We start from the raw sequence: 16,372 nt of genomic DNA, 5'->3' as shown, positions 1-16,372 counted from the left end.
GTTCATAGCTGGCAATGGTAGTATTCCTGCAATTGTGCAGGCTTTTCCCCGAACACAGGGGCTTAACCCCATTTTCATAGAAAATTCCTGTACAATCGCAGGCTTTTTGCCAAAATGGACTATTGTTACAGAAAATGCCTGCACTTTCGCAGGTTTTCGGGCTGGCAGACTGTTCAGTGCATAGAGCTAGCATTTTGATTGATGAAGCAAACTGGCTCTGAACGCGGTCGCCTTCGATGATTGGATAGAATTATCCAATAAAATGGATTGAATACATCTATTACCGGTTCAATTGACAATGTAAGAGACCGATGGTAAATCAAGGGATTATATACAAGTTAACATATGGGAATACACGTCTTCTGATAATGTGATCACTTTGAGGCCTGCGATCGTGCTGCGGCTGGCTTCTCCGGAGACTTACAAGCAGTTGGTCATCGACGATCCGGCGTCGTGAACGAGGCAATGTGCGCACCAAATCCACTACCGGCATCAAGCATGTTTGTGCACGATTTGTTCTTTTGGCGCCAAGATATTGGTGCTGACCGTGGTGAAACGGCTTGCGCCTTGAGCAAACGCATAACTCTCCCGAAGGGCGTCGGCAGCGCTGCATGGCAGGCGGTCATAAGATGGCTTGGCAGGCCGATCCGGGTAAAAAACCTGCGAAAGTGCAGGAATTTGCGGGCAAACGGTTCATTTTGGCGAAAAGCCTGCGAAAGTACAGGAATATTCGATGAAAATGGAGCTGAGCCCCTGCGCCCGGCCAAAAGCCTGCACAATTGCAGGAATTTTGCGCTGACAATGTATCTATGGGCAAAAAGATGTACTTTTGCAGGTTTTCTGCGTGCAGCTAGACAGCGGGGATCGGGTCAGGCGTTTGTTTGGGCCTGGTCATCCGCAGGCTTCCGTGCCATGCTGACGATGCTCGCTGAAGCAGACGTATTTTTTTGTCACTCGCAGGGTGATTTTGTTGCCTTTTTTTCATACATTTGCGGTTGAATGTACAGATTATAAAACAAGCAGGGTTTATTCTGAACATGCCGAGGTGCCGCGAATGCAGAAGCAAGATTGTGACGTATCGCCGATGAAAGAAGAGATCAAACTGCATTTGAACCGCATTGCAGACCAAATTCAGCAAAGCCTTCAGTCCATAGATTCCGAGAACTCCTGCATGTTGGGCGAGCTTAATGAAATTATGGAGTCGTTCAAAAGAGTGGAGTCCGCTGCCGCTTCGTTTTATTTGCAATGTTACTTGTCTCCTTTTACAGATAGCTATGGGGATTTGTCGAGAAGCATTCAGCATTTGTCTGAACGCCGGCATGGCGCCTTGATCGTGATCCAAAGAAACGACAATCTGAATGCGTATATTCATTCGGGCATTCCGATGGAAGCGACATTGACCCACGCGCTCCTGGAATCCATCTTTTATCCCGGCAATCCGCTTCACGACGGAGCGGTGCTTATCCAGGCGGACCGCATTATTTCCGCCGCGAACGTTTTGCCGGTTTCCGCGGCTTCCTATCGCGATGTCAAAATGGGCACCCGGCACCGCGCGGCGATCGGCCTGTCCGAGCGCACCGACGCACTTGTGCTCGTCGTTTCGGAAGAAACGGGCCATGCTTCCTTCGCCTATAAGGGGACGCTGCATCCCCTGAATGCGATCCACCATGCCGTCCGCTAAAAGGCAGCGTGCAATAATTCACGTGTCGATTCGCTTTTAACAGCCTTGTATTAATAAATGGCGAGGTACTTGCTTATGTATATAGAGTACCCCCATTTATCCAAAAGGAGGCTGTTCTTGCTATGATTTACGCACAACCGGGACAAACCGGATCGAAGGTCGCTTTCAAGAAGCGTTACGACAACTTTATCGGTGGCAAGTGGGTTGCTCCTGTCAAGGAGCAGTATTTTGAAAATGTATCGCCGGTGAATCACCGCGTCTTTTGCGAAATTCCCCGCTCGACGGCGGAAGATATCGAGCTGGCTCTGGACGCGGCGCATGCTGCGAGGGACGCCTGGGGGCGCACTTCCGCCGCCGAGCGCGCGCAAATTCTAAACAAAATCGCCGACCGTTTAGAGGCGAATCTGGAAATGCTGGCGGTTGCCGAAACGTGGGATAACGGCAAACCGATTCGGGAAGTGCTAGCCGCGGACCTTCCGCTGGCGATCGATCATTTTCGTTATTTTGCCGGCTGCATTCGGGCGCAGGAAGGGGCCTTGAGCCAGTTGGACAACGATACGGTGGCGTATCATTTTCATGAGCCGCTCGGCGTGGTCGGGCAAATCATTCCGTGGAACTTCCCGATTTTGATGGCGACGTGGAAGCTGGCTCCGGCTCTGGCCGCGGGGAACTGTGTCGTGCTGAAGCCTGCGGAACAGACGCCTGCTTCCATCCTGGTATTGACTGAGCTTATTCAGGACTTGCTGCCCCACGGCGTTCTCAACATTGTGAACGGTTTCGGCTTGGAAGCAGGCAAACCGCTTGCCTCAAGCAACCGGATCGCGAAGATTGCGTTTACCGGAGAAACGACGACGGGACGCTTGATAATGCAGTACGCCTCGCCGAACATTATTCCGGTCACGCTGGAGCTGGGCGGCAAATCGCCGAACATTTTCTGCGAAGATATTATGGCCAAAGACGACGCTTTCTTCAACAAGGCGATTGAAGGGTTTGTCTTGTTCGCGCTCAATCAGGGCGAAGTTTGCACGTGTCCGTCCCGCGCGATCATTCAGGAATCGATCTATGACGCTTTCATGGAAAGAGCACTAACGCGCGTAGCCGCGATCAAGCAGGGCAATCCGCTGGACACGGATACGATGATCGGGGCGCAAGTGTCCACGGAGCAAATGGAAAAAATTATGAGCTACATCAGCATCGGCCGCCAGGAAGGGGCGGAATGCCTCATCGGCGGAAACCGGGCGAAGATGGAAAGCGATATCGCGGAGGGCTACTACATACAGCCGACAGTTCTGAAGGGACATAACAAAATGAGAATTTTCCAGGAGGAAATTTTCGGCCCGGTCGTTTCCGTAACGACGTTCCAGGATCAGGAGGAAGCGCTTGCGATTGCCAACGACACGCTTTACGGCTTGGGAGCCGGTGTCTGGACGCGGGATATTCATAACGCCTACCGCCTGGGCCGCGGCATCGAAGCAGGGCGCGTATGGACGAACTGCTACCATGCTTATCCGGCTCACGCCGCCTTCGGAGGCTACAAAACTTCGGGCATCGGCCGCGAAAATCACAAAATGATGCTCGCGCATTACCAGCAAACGAAAAATCTTCTCGTCAGCTACAGCCCTGACGCATTGGGCTTCTTCTAAGAGTGGCGTCAACGCTTCACTGGAAGGGCTGGAAGGCCTCCCTTTTCTGACCCGCTCGCGCGTCTTTACGGAAGAAGAACTACGAATATTGGACTTATAAAATGTAATGGAGCCCAAGGCCGTTTTTTTCATGGCGATAGCTGTGAAAAAGGCGGTCTTTTCATATGTCAACAATCGAGCGAATCAGCAAAAAAAAGGTCGACAAAATTCCAAAAAAAAGAAGGGAAATTTGTTTGCAAGAAGAAATAGTACTAAGCTTATGCTTCCGATGCCAGTTTTTCTGGCGAAAAACTTTAAATACTTTTACGAGACTTTACTTGTTGAGAATAAGAGGTAGCATCTATGCAGAAATCGGTTTTTTTCAAGAGTGTCATCAATTCCGATTCTATTTTTGAATCCATTGGACAATTGGGCGATTTTGCTAAAACATTCATTGGGTGCGAGCATGTTTGCGTATTTCTCGAGGATGAAAAACATCGAAATCCCCCTGCCTCTTATTCGGTCAATATCAATCAGGCAGAGCTGACACAGCTGCAGCACATTGCCATGGCAACACAATTCTTCTCATTGGTGCCGGAGGGAACCAGTCTTAGTGTAGAGAACACCGCTAATGAGATGAAAACCTTCCTCTCCATGACACAATTCCGAACTATTTACGGCTTCCATATCCAATACGGCTCCTCTTACGGCGCACTTGTTTTTGGCTTTCGTTCCGGTATTCGGCTCAGCGACGATCAATTGAAAATGTGCGGTGTCATTAAAGTGCACATGGAGCAGCTGGTAGAGAAAATCCAGTTCCGCAAACAAATTCTGCAACAGAAAACGTATGAGAATTTGTTCAACACCTTACGGATGAAGGACAGCTTCACTGTAAACCACTGCTACAATGTCGCCTTCTATTCCGCTTTGCTTGGAGCCAAAGCCGGTGTGAACAAGGCCGATCTGGAACAGCTGAAAGTAGCCGCTCTGCTGCATGATATCGGAAAAATCGCGATACCCGATCCCATTCTGATGAAGCCGGGGCAGCTGACGAATGAAGAGTTTAATGTCATCCGCCAACATCCCGTGGTCGGTTACGAGATGCTGAAAGAGCTGCCCGAGGTCAAGCCTTTATTGCCTGTCGTCAGGTGGCATCATGAACGGATGGATGGCAGAGGCTATCCCGACCGGCTTTGCGGAGATTCGATTCCGTTGTGGGTTCGCATTGTAAGCTTGGCTGATGCTTTTGACGCGATGACATCGACAAGAGTGTACCGTCATTCTCTGCATGTCCCTGAAGTCAGGGCACAGCTGCTCATTCATTCAGGCAGTCAGTTCGATGAAAATTTGGTCCGGCTCTTTTTGGACATTATTGACGAACATACGAAAATGCACAGCGGCTAGCCCGCAACCCGATTGTTACTAAAGTAAGGAAAGCTGGGATAATTAATGAGCGGTCGAATTCTTATTATTGACGACGAACCCTACAACGTAAATATTTTGAGCATATTTTTAAGTTCTTTGCGCTATGAAATTTTCATCGCCGAGAACGGTACGGAAGCTCTGTCCATGATGGAGGAAACCGCTCCGGACCTGATTTTGCTCGACGTCATGATGCCGGACATTACCGGGTTTGAAATTTACAGGCGGTGGATGGAGCAGAGCGATTTCGACACTCCGGTCATCTTCCTGTCGGCCAACGCCCAGAAAGCGGACATTTTGCAGGGGTTGCAGCTGGGGGCGTTCGACTATTTGACGAAGCCTTTCGATCTCGATCTGCTGGAAAGGAAAATCGCCATCGCTCTTGAGCAAAAGAAGAAGCTGAGAAGCTTGAAGAACGATAATAAGCAGCTTTCCGAACTGGCTTACATCGATTCGCTTACGGGTTTGTATAACCGCGCTTATCTGGATCTGACCATGCAGACGATCCGGGACGGCATCCGCAGCTTCCATGCCGCATTGATGGTCGATATGGATCATTTTAAGCCGATTAACGATACTTACGGCCATCTGGTCGGAGATCAGGTGCTGAAGGAAGTGGCAGACCTTCTGTTTTCCAGGCTGGATCCGAACCGCGACATCGCCTTCCGTTACGGCGGGGACGAGTATCTCATTCTGCTGCAGGATGAAGCGGGTTGTCTGGAGTTGGCAGATTCCATTATAAAAGCCGTTGACGATCTCAAAATCGCCGTCTCGCCGCATAAGCATCTGAAAGTGTCGGTCAGCATCGGCGTAACCCACAATTTCGACCACCGATCTTTCGATCAGATGATAGCGCAGGCGGACTCCGCCTTATTGGGCGCGAAAAACAGAGGGAGACACCGGGTAACGGTTTATTAAATCAAGGAGTGGGTGAGGCAAAATGATGGAATTAAAAAGCTTTCAAAAATTATTTCACATGACGAAAGTAATTAACTCACAGTTTGAAATGCCGGAAATTTTACAGGTGCTTGTCGATGCGATCGCCAGCGAAATAACGCAGGCCGATTTGGTCGGTTTCTTTTTGAAAGAACCGGACGGCATATTTTACGGCAACAAAGGAAACAGCAAGCGGGTCGATATTACCGAGCTGCTGATCGATCCGAAGGACGATGCGTTTGTCCGCGACATTCTGCGCACGCGCGCCAGCGATTACATCCCGGATACAACCTTTGACAAACGGCCGGATCAGGTGAAAAGGCACTTGATGCAAATCAATTCGATCCTGGGCATCCCCGTTCTCGTCGACGATGACGTGTTCGGTCTTGTCTTTGTGCACGATTTCGGCAAACCGATGAATTTGACGGAAGAGCAGATGGAAGTGACGGAAGCGTTCGTCAACATGGCCAGCGTAGCTATCCGCAACATCCAGATGTTCGAGCAGCGGCAGCTGTTGATGGAAAAGCAGCAGCTTCTCCTTGACGCCACCAAGGGCTTGTCGAAATCGCTGTCCGTTCAGGACGTCCTGAAAACTTGTTTTCACTACATGCAAAGGGCAAGCGGGTCGGACGATATCGGCATCCATTTATATAACGACAAAGATCGCACGATGGAACCTTTTCAGCTTTCTTCTTTGAACGTTACGGAAGACGAATGGAGAACCAAGCACCGCGAAGAGATCAAATTAAGCATCGACAGCGACCGTTTGTTTTATGAAGTCATTACGGAGAAAAAGGCGCTGGCCATTCCCGACGTGTATGCAGACCCGCGTCCTAACCATAATGCGTGCAGAACCTTTGATATCAGGAGCCTGATGGTGACGCCGCTCGTGGCGAAGGGAGTTGTATTCGGCGTCATCGCGATGCCGTCCATCCACAAGCAGCGGGAGTATACGACGAGCGAGATAGAATTTTGCCAATCCATTGCCGACGTTACGTCTACGGCGCTGGCGAATGCGATGCATACCGAGAATCTGGGGCATTCGGTCAACGAGCGCACCATGGAGCTGCAGCAGGCGAACTTCAAGCTGGAAGGACTGGTCAAAGAGCTGGAATATTTGAATGAGCTGAAAAACGATTTTATCGCTACGCTGTCGCATGAGCTGCGGACTCCGATTACGGCTGTCAAAGGAGCGGTAGACATTTTAAGAAAAAGAATTCTCGGGGAATTGAACGATTCCCAGGAGGATTTGCTGGAAACCGCGGGCAAGTCGATCGAACGCTTGCTCAACCAGGTGAACGAGCTGCTCGATTTTGCCAAAATGGAAAACGGCAAGTTCGAATTGTATTACACCGAGGCATCCTTCGATGAAATTATAGCGGAAGCCGTAGATATTGTGCAGTCTCTTGTCAATAAAAAGAAACTTACGCTGAATGTGGAAGCGGCGGCCGGAACGAATACCGTACTGAAGGTGGATCAACAGCGTATATTACAAATTTTGTTGAATCTTTTATCCAATTCCATCAAATTTACGCCGCCCAGAGGCGAGATTACGATCAAAACCCATGCGGAAGAGAATTACCTTACCGTGGAAGTGCACGATAACGGAATCGGTATCCCGTATGAGAAGCAAAAGCATATTTTCACCAAGTTTTATCAAGCCAACAATCAGATTAACGGAACGGGCCTGGGGCTGGCCATCTCCAAACAGCTAATCGAACTGCACGGCGGGCGGATCTGGTTCGAAAGCAGCGAGGGTCAAGGCTCGGTCTTTAAATTCACATTGCCGAAAGGGGCACAATAGAAAAATGAGAGCGATTGAAGTTGGATTGAAATTTTTGCTGCAGCAGGGGGTTCGGTACGTTTTTGGCGTTCCTGCCGGCTCGATTAATGCGATTTACGACGCTCTCATGGACATACCGGAGATTCAGCCGATCGTAGCCAAGCATGAGTCCAGCTCGGGTTATATGGCGGCTGCCTATACGCGTATTACCGGCATCCCGTCGGTCTGCGTCGGTTCCAGCGGGCCTGGGGCTACCAATTTGGTGACGCCTGCGGCAAACGCGTGGAAGGAAAAGCTCCCCGTCATTTTTATTACCGGTTCGGTTCCTTTATCGGTCGTGGGCAAAGGCGGGGGCCAGGAGCTGCAGGCGGAGCCGATCTTCACTTCCATTACGAAGCTAAGCAAAACCGTCCGTCACGCGCACGAGCTTCCGGGCATGCTCGCAGAAGCGTTTCATACGGCCATTAGCGGCATCCCGGGGCCTGTGCATTTGGCCATTCCGATCGACATTCAAATGACCGATATCGGCAGCGTGGAGCTTCCCGCCTTGCCGAAGGTTCAGCGGCTTGCGCCGGACCCGGCGGCCATCGAGGCTGCGCTGGAAGGCATCGCGGCCGCAGGCAGCCGCGGCGCGCTGCTGCTCGGATACGGGGCGAAATTGGCGACGAAGAGCATCGTGCAATTCGCGGAAAAAACAGGCTGGATGGTGGCGGCAACCCCTCACGGAAAAGGGGCTTTTCCCGAGAATCATCCGCTTTATTTGGGCATTTACGGCATGGCGGGCAACAGCAAAGCGCTGGATTATTTGAACGGCAATGATCACGATGTGCTGATGGTCGTCGGATCAAGCCTGGGAGAGTCGGCGACAAGCAACTGGGAGAAGCGGCTCGTTCAAGGCAAGCAGCTGATTCATATCGATTTCGACAAAAACGAGCTGGGCAAATGCTTCGAAACGAAGTACCCGGTTCATGGGCAAATCGATCTGGTCATGGAGCAGCTTTTGGCGCGGATGCCGGCTAAGACGCCGGACGTATGGTCCGGCCTGGGCGAAGCGGCTGCGGCGGCAGAAGAGAACGGCGGGGAGTGGAACACGTTGTCCGCCATCCGGAGGATCAGCGCGATCGCTCCAGGCGATGCGCGGTTTTATTTGGACATCGGCGAGTTCATGACCTACTCGATCCAAAATTTGCTGATCAAAGACGGGCAGCAATTTGATCTCGACATCAACTTCGGAGGGATGGGCTCGGGAATCGGGGGAGCCCTTGGCGCCCAGCTCGCCGAACCGAACCGGCCGGTCATCTGCCTGACCGGCGACGGCTGCTTTTTCATGCACGGCTTCGAGGTTTTGACGGCGAAGGAGTACAAGCTGCCGATCTTGTTCGTGGTCGTGAACAATGCCCGTCTCGGCATGGTATACCACGGTCATATGATGCAGTACAAGCGGTGCCTGGATGATTTTTCGCAAGCGCGGATCAGCATAGCGGACGTGGCCCGCTCGCTCGGCCTCCGCTACGCCGAGGTCACCTCGCTCAAGCAGCTGCAGCAGCGCCACATGCAAGAGTGGCTTTCTCACGGCGGGCCGGTCGTCGTAGAGATCGTAGTCGACGGCAACGAAACTCCGCCGATGGGGGACAGAGTCAAGTTCCTGCAGGGCGCTACATACTAATTGACGGCAAGGGGCTGACCCTCAGCAGTTTATTCTGCTGAAGGGTCAGCCCCTTGCGCTGTAGTGAAGGGCGCGGGTGCGGGTGTGTGGTGGGCGCGCCGTGTGCGGAAGAGCCCCCGCTGGGCGAGGCGCTGGAGGGCGAAGCGACTGAGCGCCGGCGGGGGCAGCTAACGATGCAGACACATCGTTAGGGGTTCCCGGGGGCGGGCGATTGAGCGCCGGCGGTTGCTAACGATGTAGACACATCGTTAGAGGTTTCCGGGGAGCGGGTGATTGGGCGCCGGCGGGCGTTGCTAACGATGGAGATACATCGTTAGAGGTTCCCGGGGGTGGGCGATTGAGCGCCGGCGGGCGTTGCTAACGATGGAGATACATCGTTAGAGGTTTCCGAGGGCGGGCGATTGAGCGCCGGCGGGCGCTGCTAACGATGTAGACACATCGTTAGAGGTTCCCGGGGGCGGGCGATTGAGCCCCAGGAGCATGCAAATGAGGCAATCGCAAACCTGCCGGCTAAGACATCGCTCACCATGTGCAGAAAACCTGCAAAAGTGCATCTTTTTGCGCCCAGATGCGCTTGCTTCGAACAATTCCTGCAAATCTGCAGTTTTTTTGGCTCAAATTGGGGGTTGAGGCTTATCAAGCTGGGAATTCCTGCACAATTGCAGGTTTTTCCTCCAAACGAGTCGTTTTTATCAAAAAAGCCTGCACTTTCGCAGGTTTTTTCGGGCTGAAGATACTCTGCAAGCGGTTGCACCGCTTTTGGACGGCAAATGAGTGGAAGCGTCCGGTTAGCTGCTAACACTTCGGCATCCACAACCGTGACTTGGAAAGACAAAACTGACTTGTCAGAAAAGCGTGCGTCCTGCACAAACGATTGCGGAGGTGCACCTGTTCGACCGACCACCGTCATGCAGCGCAACACCGCGCGCTGGAAGCTGCGCGCGGTGCGACGAAGTTTTGCTGCTGCGGAGTTAGCAGAAGTGTTCGAGATTGCGCGTCGGAGCCCCCGGCGGGCTCGAAACGATGCAAAAGTCGGTTCACCGACTTGGTGCGCCCCGATCAACAGGGCTTCTCCATATCTCGGTGCCTTTTGCGAGGCTGCTTTTTACAGGCCCTGGTTCATTTTTTCCAGGACGGCTTCTACTTTCAGCAGGTGCTGCATCATCAGCTCGGAGGCCAGCGTTTTATTTTGCTCCCGTATGGCCTCATAGATGGCCGTATGTTCTTCCAGAAGCTGCTTGCCGGAAGCCAACTCGGAGAAAAACCACAGCCTGCGGGAGCCGCCCATCGTTTCCTGCAGCTTTTTGGTCAGGGAGTCCATCATTTGGGTGAGCAGTGTATTGTGGCTGGCCTGGGCGATTAGCAGATGAAACTGCACGTCCGCATGCTCGGACTTCTGTTCATCTTCCAGAACTTCCTGCATATGGGCAAGGATGCGGGCCAGCTGCGCCAGATCCTCGTCTGTTCTTCTTGCAGCCGCCAAAGACGCGCATCCGGATTCGATAAATTTGCGAATTTCCACAATTTCCTGGAACGACTCCATGCTTTGAAACATATCTGCTCCCGGCAAAGCTTGGTCTGACGGAAGCACTTTGCTGACAAAGGTGCCGCCGCCATGACGAATATCGATCCATCCCATCGCTTTCAGAGCGCTGAGCGCTTCCCGAATCGTAGAACGGCCCACATCGAACCCTGCCGCCAGATCGACCACGGAAGGGAGACGGAAGCCGGGAGGGTATTGGCCCGATGCAATCCGCTGCTTGAGCTGTTGAAGGACGATGTCCGACCCTTTTTGCGGTTTGACTTGCGGAAAAGACGATGTCATGACGGACCTCCCGATACATATATACATCTATTCAATCATACGCTATAATGAAAGAAAAGTCATCAGATGACCTGTTCACTTCATCGGGATGGGGCGGATTTATTTGGTCCACTCGCCGGGGGTAGGCAGTTTTTCCAGCTCACTATCCCGTGGAGCGGGCAAGCTTCTTCCACTTCACTCGCCGGAATAGGGAAGTTTTTCCGACTCACTATCCCGTGGAGCAGGGTAAGTTTCTTCCGCTTCACTCGCCGGAATAGGGAAGTTTTTCCAGCTCACTATCCCGTGGAGCAGGGCAAGCTTCTTCCGCTTCACTCGCCGGAATAGAGCAATTTTTCCGCTCACTTTTCCAGAGATAGGGCACGCTTTTCAGATTTACTTTCCCGCGCGGCAGGTCAGGTTTTTCCGATTTCTCGTGCATACTGGAGCTTATTTTTAAAGGAGGCATAGTCCATGTTAGACGATTCTATTCGCAGGCGGCTTCGCGAGATTGTCGGGGACAAATATTTTAAAGACGATTCCGAAGCTTTGGTTACCCATTCTTACGACGCTACGCCGATGATGCAGAGCATGCCGGACGGCGTCGTTTATCCGGGCAGCCGCGAGGAAGTGGCGGCGATTCTCAAGCTTGCGAACGAGCACCGCATTCCGATTGTCGGGCGTGGGGCGGGCAGCAATTTGTGCGGCGGCACGGTAGCTGTCGATGGCGGGCTTGTCATGGTCATGAACCGCATGAACCGGCTGATTGAAATTGATAAGGACAACCTTACGGCAACGTTCCAGCCGGGTTTAAATACGAAGGAGTTCCACCTTGCCGTCGAGGCGCTGGGGTTGTTTTATCCGCCTGATCCGAGCAGTATGGTCGTGTCTACACTGGGCGGCAATATTATGGAATGCGCCGGCGGGCTGCGCGGTTTGAAATACGGGACGACGAAAGACTACGTCATCGGTCTGGAGGCGGTGCTGCCTTCCGGCGAGATTTTGCGTACGGGCGGCAAGCTGTACAAGGATGTGGCCGGCTACGACCTGACCAAGCTGCTCGTCGGCTCCGAAGGGACGCTGGCGATCGTCACGGAGGCAACGGTGAAGCTGCTCCCCGCCCCGCAGCACAAAAAGACGATGCTCGCCATGTACAAAGACATCTACGCCGCCGCCAGAACGGTTTCGGCGATTATCGGGCATCAGATTATTCCGGCGACGCTGGAATTTATCGACAATCCGACGCTCCGCGTTGTGGAGGCGTACAACAAAATCGGGCTCCCGCTTGATATGGAGGCCGTGCTTTTGATCGAGCAGGACGGCAACGATATGGCGGCGGTCGAGCAGGATATCGCGGCCATCAAGCGGATATGCGAGGAGCAGGGCGCCGAGGAGGTCAAGCTTGCCGGCAGCGCGCAGGAAGCGGAGAAGCTGATGATGGCGCGGCGCAGCGCGCTGTCCACACTGGCCAGAATAAGGCCGACGACAATTCTGGAGGATGCGACTGTACCGCGCTCCAAAATCGCGGAGATGGTCGTTGAAATCAACCGCATCGCCCGGAAGTACGATGTACAGATCTGTACGTTCGGTCATGCGGGGGACGGCAACCTGCATCCGACCTGCACGACGGACGCCCGCGATCAGGAGGAAATCCACCGCGTGGAGCAGGCGTTTGAGGAAATTTTTGACGCGGCGATCCGCTTGGGCGGGACGATTACAGGGGAGCACGGTGTCGGCATGATGAAAGCGCCTTATTTGGAGTGGAAAGTCGGCGCAGCCGGAATAGAAGTGATGAAGGGCATCAAACACGCCTTCGATCCTCATAACATTATGAATCCCGGAAAAATTTTCGCAAAGCAATCCCGCAAAAGGCTGGTGATCGGACAATGAGCGAAGCGGTTTCGATAAAATCTCAAGTCGCTGCAAGCAGCGGCAGTCCGCTCGCCGAGCGAATGAAGCTTACGCTGAACTATGACGAGCTGTCCAACTGCATCCGCTGCGGCTTTTGCCAGCCGGCTTGCCCCACTTTCAAGGAAACGGGTATGGAAGCCGCGTCCCCGCGCGGAAGAATCGCTTTGATGAAGGCGGTCGTGGACGGGCTGATGGAGCCCGAGGATTCTTTTCAAAAGCAAATGGACCTATGCCTGGGCTGCCGCGCCTGCGAGCCGGTATGTCCGGCAGACGTGAAATACGGGCAGCTGCTGGAACAGACGCGGGACGCGATCGAAAGGCAGACGGAGCACCGCTTCTGGGTGAAGCAGCTCCGTTCGATCACGTTCAAGCACATGTTCCCGAACCAAAAACGCATGCGCCTGCTGGGCTCCGCGCTCCGCTTGTACCAGCGCTCCGGCATGCAGACCGTTGTCCGCAAAACGGGACTCATGCGCATGTTCCCGGATACGATGAGCCAAATGGAGCGCATTTTGCCGGAAGCTTCGTCCAAAGGCGTGGTCGAGCAGCTAGGTACTTACGTGCCTGCCAAAGGAAAGCCGGTCGCAACCGTAGGCATGTTCCGCGGCTGCATTATGGACGTGCTGTTCACGGAAACGAACATGAACACGGTCAAGCTGCTGGCGGAAGCGGGCTTCAACGTCGTCATTCCCGAGGCGCAGACGTGCTGCGGCGCTCTGCATGCGCATAGCGGCGAGCTGGAGCAGGCGAAGGCGCTGGCCAGAAGGAATATCGACGCGTTCCGGGAAGCGCAGGTCGATTATATTATTTCCAATGCAGGGGGCTGCGGGGCGCTGCTGGTGGAGTACAGCCACCTTTTGCACGACGATGCCGAATATGCGGAGGCTGCGAAGCATTTTGCCGAGAACGTGAAAGACATCAGCCAAATGATGATCGAAAAAGGGCGCTTGCCCAAGTTCGCGGCCGCCGGACAGCTTCCTTCGGATGCTCAGGTCACCGTAACGTATCAGGACTCGTGCCATTTGCGCAACGTTATGAGAGCCGGCAGCGCACCGCGCGATTTGATGAGCCGGATCGAAGGCGTGAAGGTGGTCGAGCTGAAAGGAGCAGACCGCTGCTGCGGCTCTGCGGGCATTTACAATCTGGTGCAGCCGGACATGTCGATGGACATTCTTGACCATAAAATGGAGCATGTGAAAGAGACGAGCGCGCATTATGTGCTGACCAGCAATCCGGGCTGCCTCCTGCAGATGAAGCTGGGGATCGAAAGAGAACAACTATCGGACCGCATGAAGGCCGTGCATATTGCCGATTTCCTGTACGAGCATATGAGCCGGTCGTAAAATGTGAAATAACCTCCAGCCGCGTTTGAGCGGTTCGGAGGTTGTTTGCTTTATAAGTTGTCTTTTCGCTTTTATTAAATTGAAATGTTAGTTGGATCAAAACCTAGTGGGAATACTTCTTCAAAGCGGTCCTTTTTCTCATACATGTTATACCAAACATCGGCAATGAGGTCCGGATCTCCAGCCGTTCCGGGTTGTATCATGGTCCCGATGGAGAGATGTCCCACGAATACACCTTTTCCTCTCAACTCATTGTGCAGGTTGGTGGCATAATTACGAATACCGGACATCACGATTCCGCCATTCCCTACAAAAGGCAAAGGGAACATCGCAGATAAGCCCGTTGTAAATAAAATTGCACCAGAACCGTTATTTATCATCTCAGGCAATACCTCATTGACCGAAAGAACGGCAGGCAGCAAATAGCTGTTTATTTGTTCTAATACACTCTGAGGCGTAGTCTCCAGCACATTTGTAAATTTATCCCACCCTGAATAAGGACTAAATTCTAATACATCGATAGAACCAAACTCTCGTTTAACAGCTTGAAAGGTTTGTTTTAAAGCAGCCAAGTCTGTGACATCCGCAGCAAAAGATTGCGCTTCAATATTTAGCTCTCTAAGTTCGTTCACTATAGCGGATAATTTGTCAGGGTTACGCGAAATGGCAGCTACTTTAAACCCGTTCTTTCCGAATTTTTTGGCTAGAGACAAACCCAATCCGGGTCCTGCACCAACTATTGCAACAGTTTTCATTTTTTATTCACTCCATTTTCTGTGATATATTAAAGTAACATGTGTTGCTTTAATGAATAATTTACAACCAATCCAATCATGCAGCAACCAACAAACCGTGCAGGAATGTTGCTATAGGAACAAGGTTGATCAATTGTCGGGTTTAAGGGGGGAGAAATGTGGCGACAAAAGTAATGAATGTAAGAACGACACGAACGAAGCAGTCTTTGATTAACGCATTTATCCATTTAGTTTCAAAAAAGGATTTTGAAAAAATAACGATAGCGGATATAACAAAGGCCGCACAAGTTAATCGAGCTACATTTTATGCACACTTTGAAGACAAATTCGAATTATTGGACTTTATTATGGGGGACTCCGCATCAGCTGCGATCGCAAACCGTACTAAAGGTGCAGTGAAATTTGATCAAGACAGCATACATCAACTCGTATTAGCATTATGTGATTTTTATGATCAACCGAACATCCAATGTCGCAGCAGCTATGTAGGCTTAGTCGTACCGCAATTGAAAGAAAAAGCAGTAAATGAGTTGAAAGTGTATTTGTCGAAAAGTCTCGAACACATGTACACAGATGAAGAAATGAAGATTTATGTGCCCATTTATGCACAAGTTATCCATGAAGGCGCCATACAATGGGCGACTGGGAACACCATGATGAACAAAGAGGAAGTCGCCAAAAGGGTTGCATTATTAGTAATAGGCGGATTCGAATCAACTGAGCATTAGTATTCCTTTACAGGAATATTCCTTGTGTGGTATATTCTTATCAGCAAGAAACGCAGAACAAGGGAAAATCTTAAAATCATTCATAACCATGAGGAGGAATTACAATGTCAGACAACGCAATGATTTCGAGAGTAGAGAACGAGCGGGTGCTGGTGCTGGAGCGCATTTTCGATGCGCCGCGCGATCTCGTGTTCAAGATGTTTAAAGAGCCGGAGCATCTGAAACACTGGTGGGGGCCCAGAGGCTGGGAGATTCCGGTCTGCACCGTCGATTTCCGTCCCGGCGGCATTTGGCACTACTGCATGAAGTGCGTCGATCAGAACCAGGGTGAATTTTTCGGAATGGAATCTTGGGGCAAAGCGGTTTATAAAGAGATTGCCGAGCCGGAGAAAATCGCCTACAGGGATTATTTCTCGGATGCCGAAGGCAATTCGAATGATTCCATGCCGTCGACTGAGGTCACGCTGGAATTCATCGATTTGGGCGGCAAGACGAAGCTGGTCAACCGTGGCGAATACGTGTCGGCGGAGGCTCTCAAGACCGTCATGGACATGGGCATGCTCCAAGGCATCACCGAAACGTGGGACCGTCTGGAAGAGCGCCTGAACCAGCTCAAGTAAAGAAATATGGGAATGGCCGCTTGGCTTTGAGAGCCGGCGGCCGTTTTATTTTGGCGAATACCGGTATAGGGTATAATGGGTTGTGATAATTAAGCACAAGAGGT

14 protein-coding genes are annotated in these 16,372 nt (G+C 52.0%); 11 read left to right on the top strand and 3 right to left on the bottom strand.

The window, feature by feature from the left end; all coding sequences use genetic code 11:
* The first annotated feature begins 453 nt into the window (after positions 1-453).
* The 7 genes from AC3G2T_RS22655 to AC3G2T_RS22625 all read left to right on the top strand — a co-directional run bounded on the left by AC3G2T_RS22655 (position 454) and on the right by AC3G2T_RS22625 (position 9,110).
* A complete protein-coding gene (locus tag AC3G2T_RS22655) occupies positions 454-999 on the top strand; it encodes a hypothetical protein (protein WP_474685779.1) in 546 nt (181 codons plus the stop codon).
* A 55-nt stretch (positions 1,000-1,054) separates the two neighbouring features.
* Positions 1,055-1,681, top strand: coding sequence for a sporulation-specific diadenylate cyclase CdaS (gene cdaS, locus AC3G2T_RS22650; protein ID WP_474685777.1), 627 nt, complete (start codon positions 1,055-1,057; stop codon positions 1,679-1,681).
* A gap of 122 nt (positions 1,682-1,803) precedes the next feature.
* Entirely contained in the window at positions 1,804-3,324 is a 1,521-nt protein-coding gene (gene adh, locus AC3G2T_RS22645; protein ID WP_474685775.1) for an aldehyde dehydrogenase, read from the top strand.
* A gap of 342 nt (positions 3,325-3,666) precedes the next feature.
* The gene (locus AC3G2T_RS22640) at positions 3,667-4,707 is read left to right on the top strand and encodes an HD-GYP domain-containing protein (RefSeq protein ID WP_474685773.1); all 1,041 of its coding nucleotides are present in this window, start codon (positions 3,667-3,669) and stop codon (positions 4,705-4,707) included.
* 45 nt (positions 4,708-4,752) lie between these two features.
* The gene (locus AC3G2T_RS22635) at positions 4,753-5,643 is read left to right on the top strand and encodes a GGDEF domain-containing response regulator (RefSeq protein ID WP_474685771.1); all 891 of its coding nucleotides are present in this window, start codon (positions 4,753-4,755) and stop codon (positions 5,641-5,643) included.
* 22 nt (positions 5,644-5,665) lie between these two features.
* Complete coding sequence (locus tag AC3G2T_RS22630; RefSeq protein WP_474685769.1) at positions 5,666-7,465, top strand: GAF domain-containing sensor histidine kinase; 1,800 nt, start codon at positions 5,666-5,668, stop codon at positions 7,463-7,465.
* A 4-nt stretch (positions 7,466-7,469) separates the two neighbouring features.
* On the top strand, positions 7,470-9,110 hold the full coding sequence (locus tag AC3G2T_RS22625) for a thiamine pyrophosphate-binding protein (RefSeq protein WP_488437005.1): 1,641 nt from the start codon (positions 7,470-7,472) through the stop codon (positions 9,108-9,110).
* A 421-nt stretch (positions 9,111-9,531) separates the two neighbouring features.
* Here the strand turns inward: AC3G2T_RS22625 and AC3G2T_RS22620 are convergent, their stop codons facing one another.
* Positions 9,532-10,173 (bottom strand): hypothetical protein, encoded by a 642-nt coding sequence (locus AC3G2T_RS22620; RefSeq protein ID WP_488437004.1) that lies wholly within the window; start codon positions 10,171-10,173, stop codon positions 9,532-9,534.
* A 42-nt stretch (positions 10,174-10,215) separates the two neighbouring features.
* Positions 10,216-10,935, bottom strand: coding sequence for a FadR/GntR family transcriptional regulator (locus AC3G2T_RS22615; protein WP_488437003.1), 720 nt, complete (start codon positions 10,933-10,935; stop codon positions 10,216-10,218).
* Between the two features lie 450 nt (positions 10,936-11,385).
* Between AC3G2T_RS22615 and AC3G2T_RS22610 the strand changes: the two genes are divergently transcribed.
* Positions 11,386-12,801: an FAD-binding oxidoreductase gene (locus tag AC3G2T_RS22610; RefSeq protein ID WP_488437002.1), complete on the top strand. Its 1,416-nt coding sequence runs from the start codon at positions 11,386-11,388 to the stop codon at positions 12,799-12,801.
* Positions 12,798-14,165 (top strand): (Fe-S)-binding protein, encoded by a 1,368-nt coding sequence (locus tag AC3G2T_RS22605; RefSeq protein ID WP_488437001.1) that lies wholly within the window; start codon positions 12,798-12,800, stop codon positions 14,163-14,165. The genes AC3G2T_RS22610 and AC3G2T_RS22605 overlap by 4 nt, the downstream gene beginning before the upstream one ends.
* Positions 14,166-14,239: 74 nt before the next feature.
* Here AC3G2T_RS22605 and AC3G2T_RS22600 read toward each other — a convergent pair whose 3' ends face one another.
* Positions 14,240-14,920 carry an SDR family NAD(P)-dependent oxidoreductase gene (locus tag AC3G2T_RS22600; protein ID WP_488437000.1) on the bottom strand — a complete coding sequence of 227 codons (681 nt, stop codon included), beginning with the start codon at positions 14,918-14,920 and terminating at the stop codon, positions 14,240-14,242.
* A gap of 158 nt (positions 14,921-15,078) precedes the next feature.
* On the opposite strand from AC3G2T_RS22600, the gene AC3G2T_RS22595 reads away from it, so the two are divergent.
* Both AC3G2T_RS22595 and AC3G2T_RS22590 read left to right on the top strand, forming a co-directional pair.
* Positions 15,079-15,648 (top strand): TetR/AcrR family transcriptional regulator, encoded by a 570-nt coding sequence (locus AC3G2T_RS22595; RefSeq protein WP_488436999.1) that lies wholly within the window; start codon positions 15,079-15,081, stop codon positions 15,646-15,648.
* A gap of 104 nt (positions 15,649-15,752) precedes the next feature.
* Positions 15,753-16,268, top strand: a complete 516-nt coding sequence (locus AC3G2T_RS22590; RefSeq protein ID WP_488436998.1) for an SRPBCC domain-containing protein — start codon at positions 15,753-15,755, stop codon at positions 16,266-16,268.
* Positions 16,269-16,372 lie beyond the last annotated feature (104 nt).

The organism is Paenibacillus sp. sgz302191, assembly GCF_057749925.1.
This window is presented reverse-complemented; position numbering and strand designations above follow the sequence as displayed.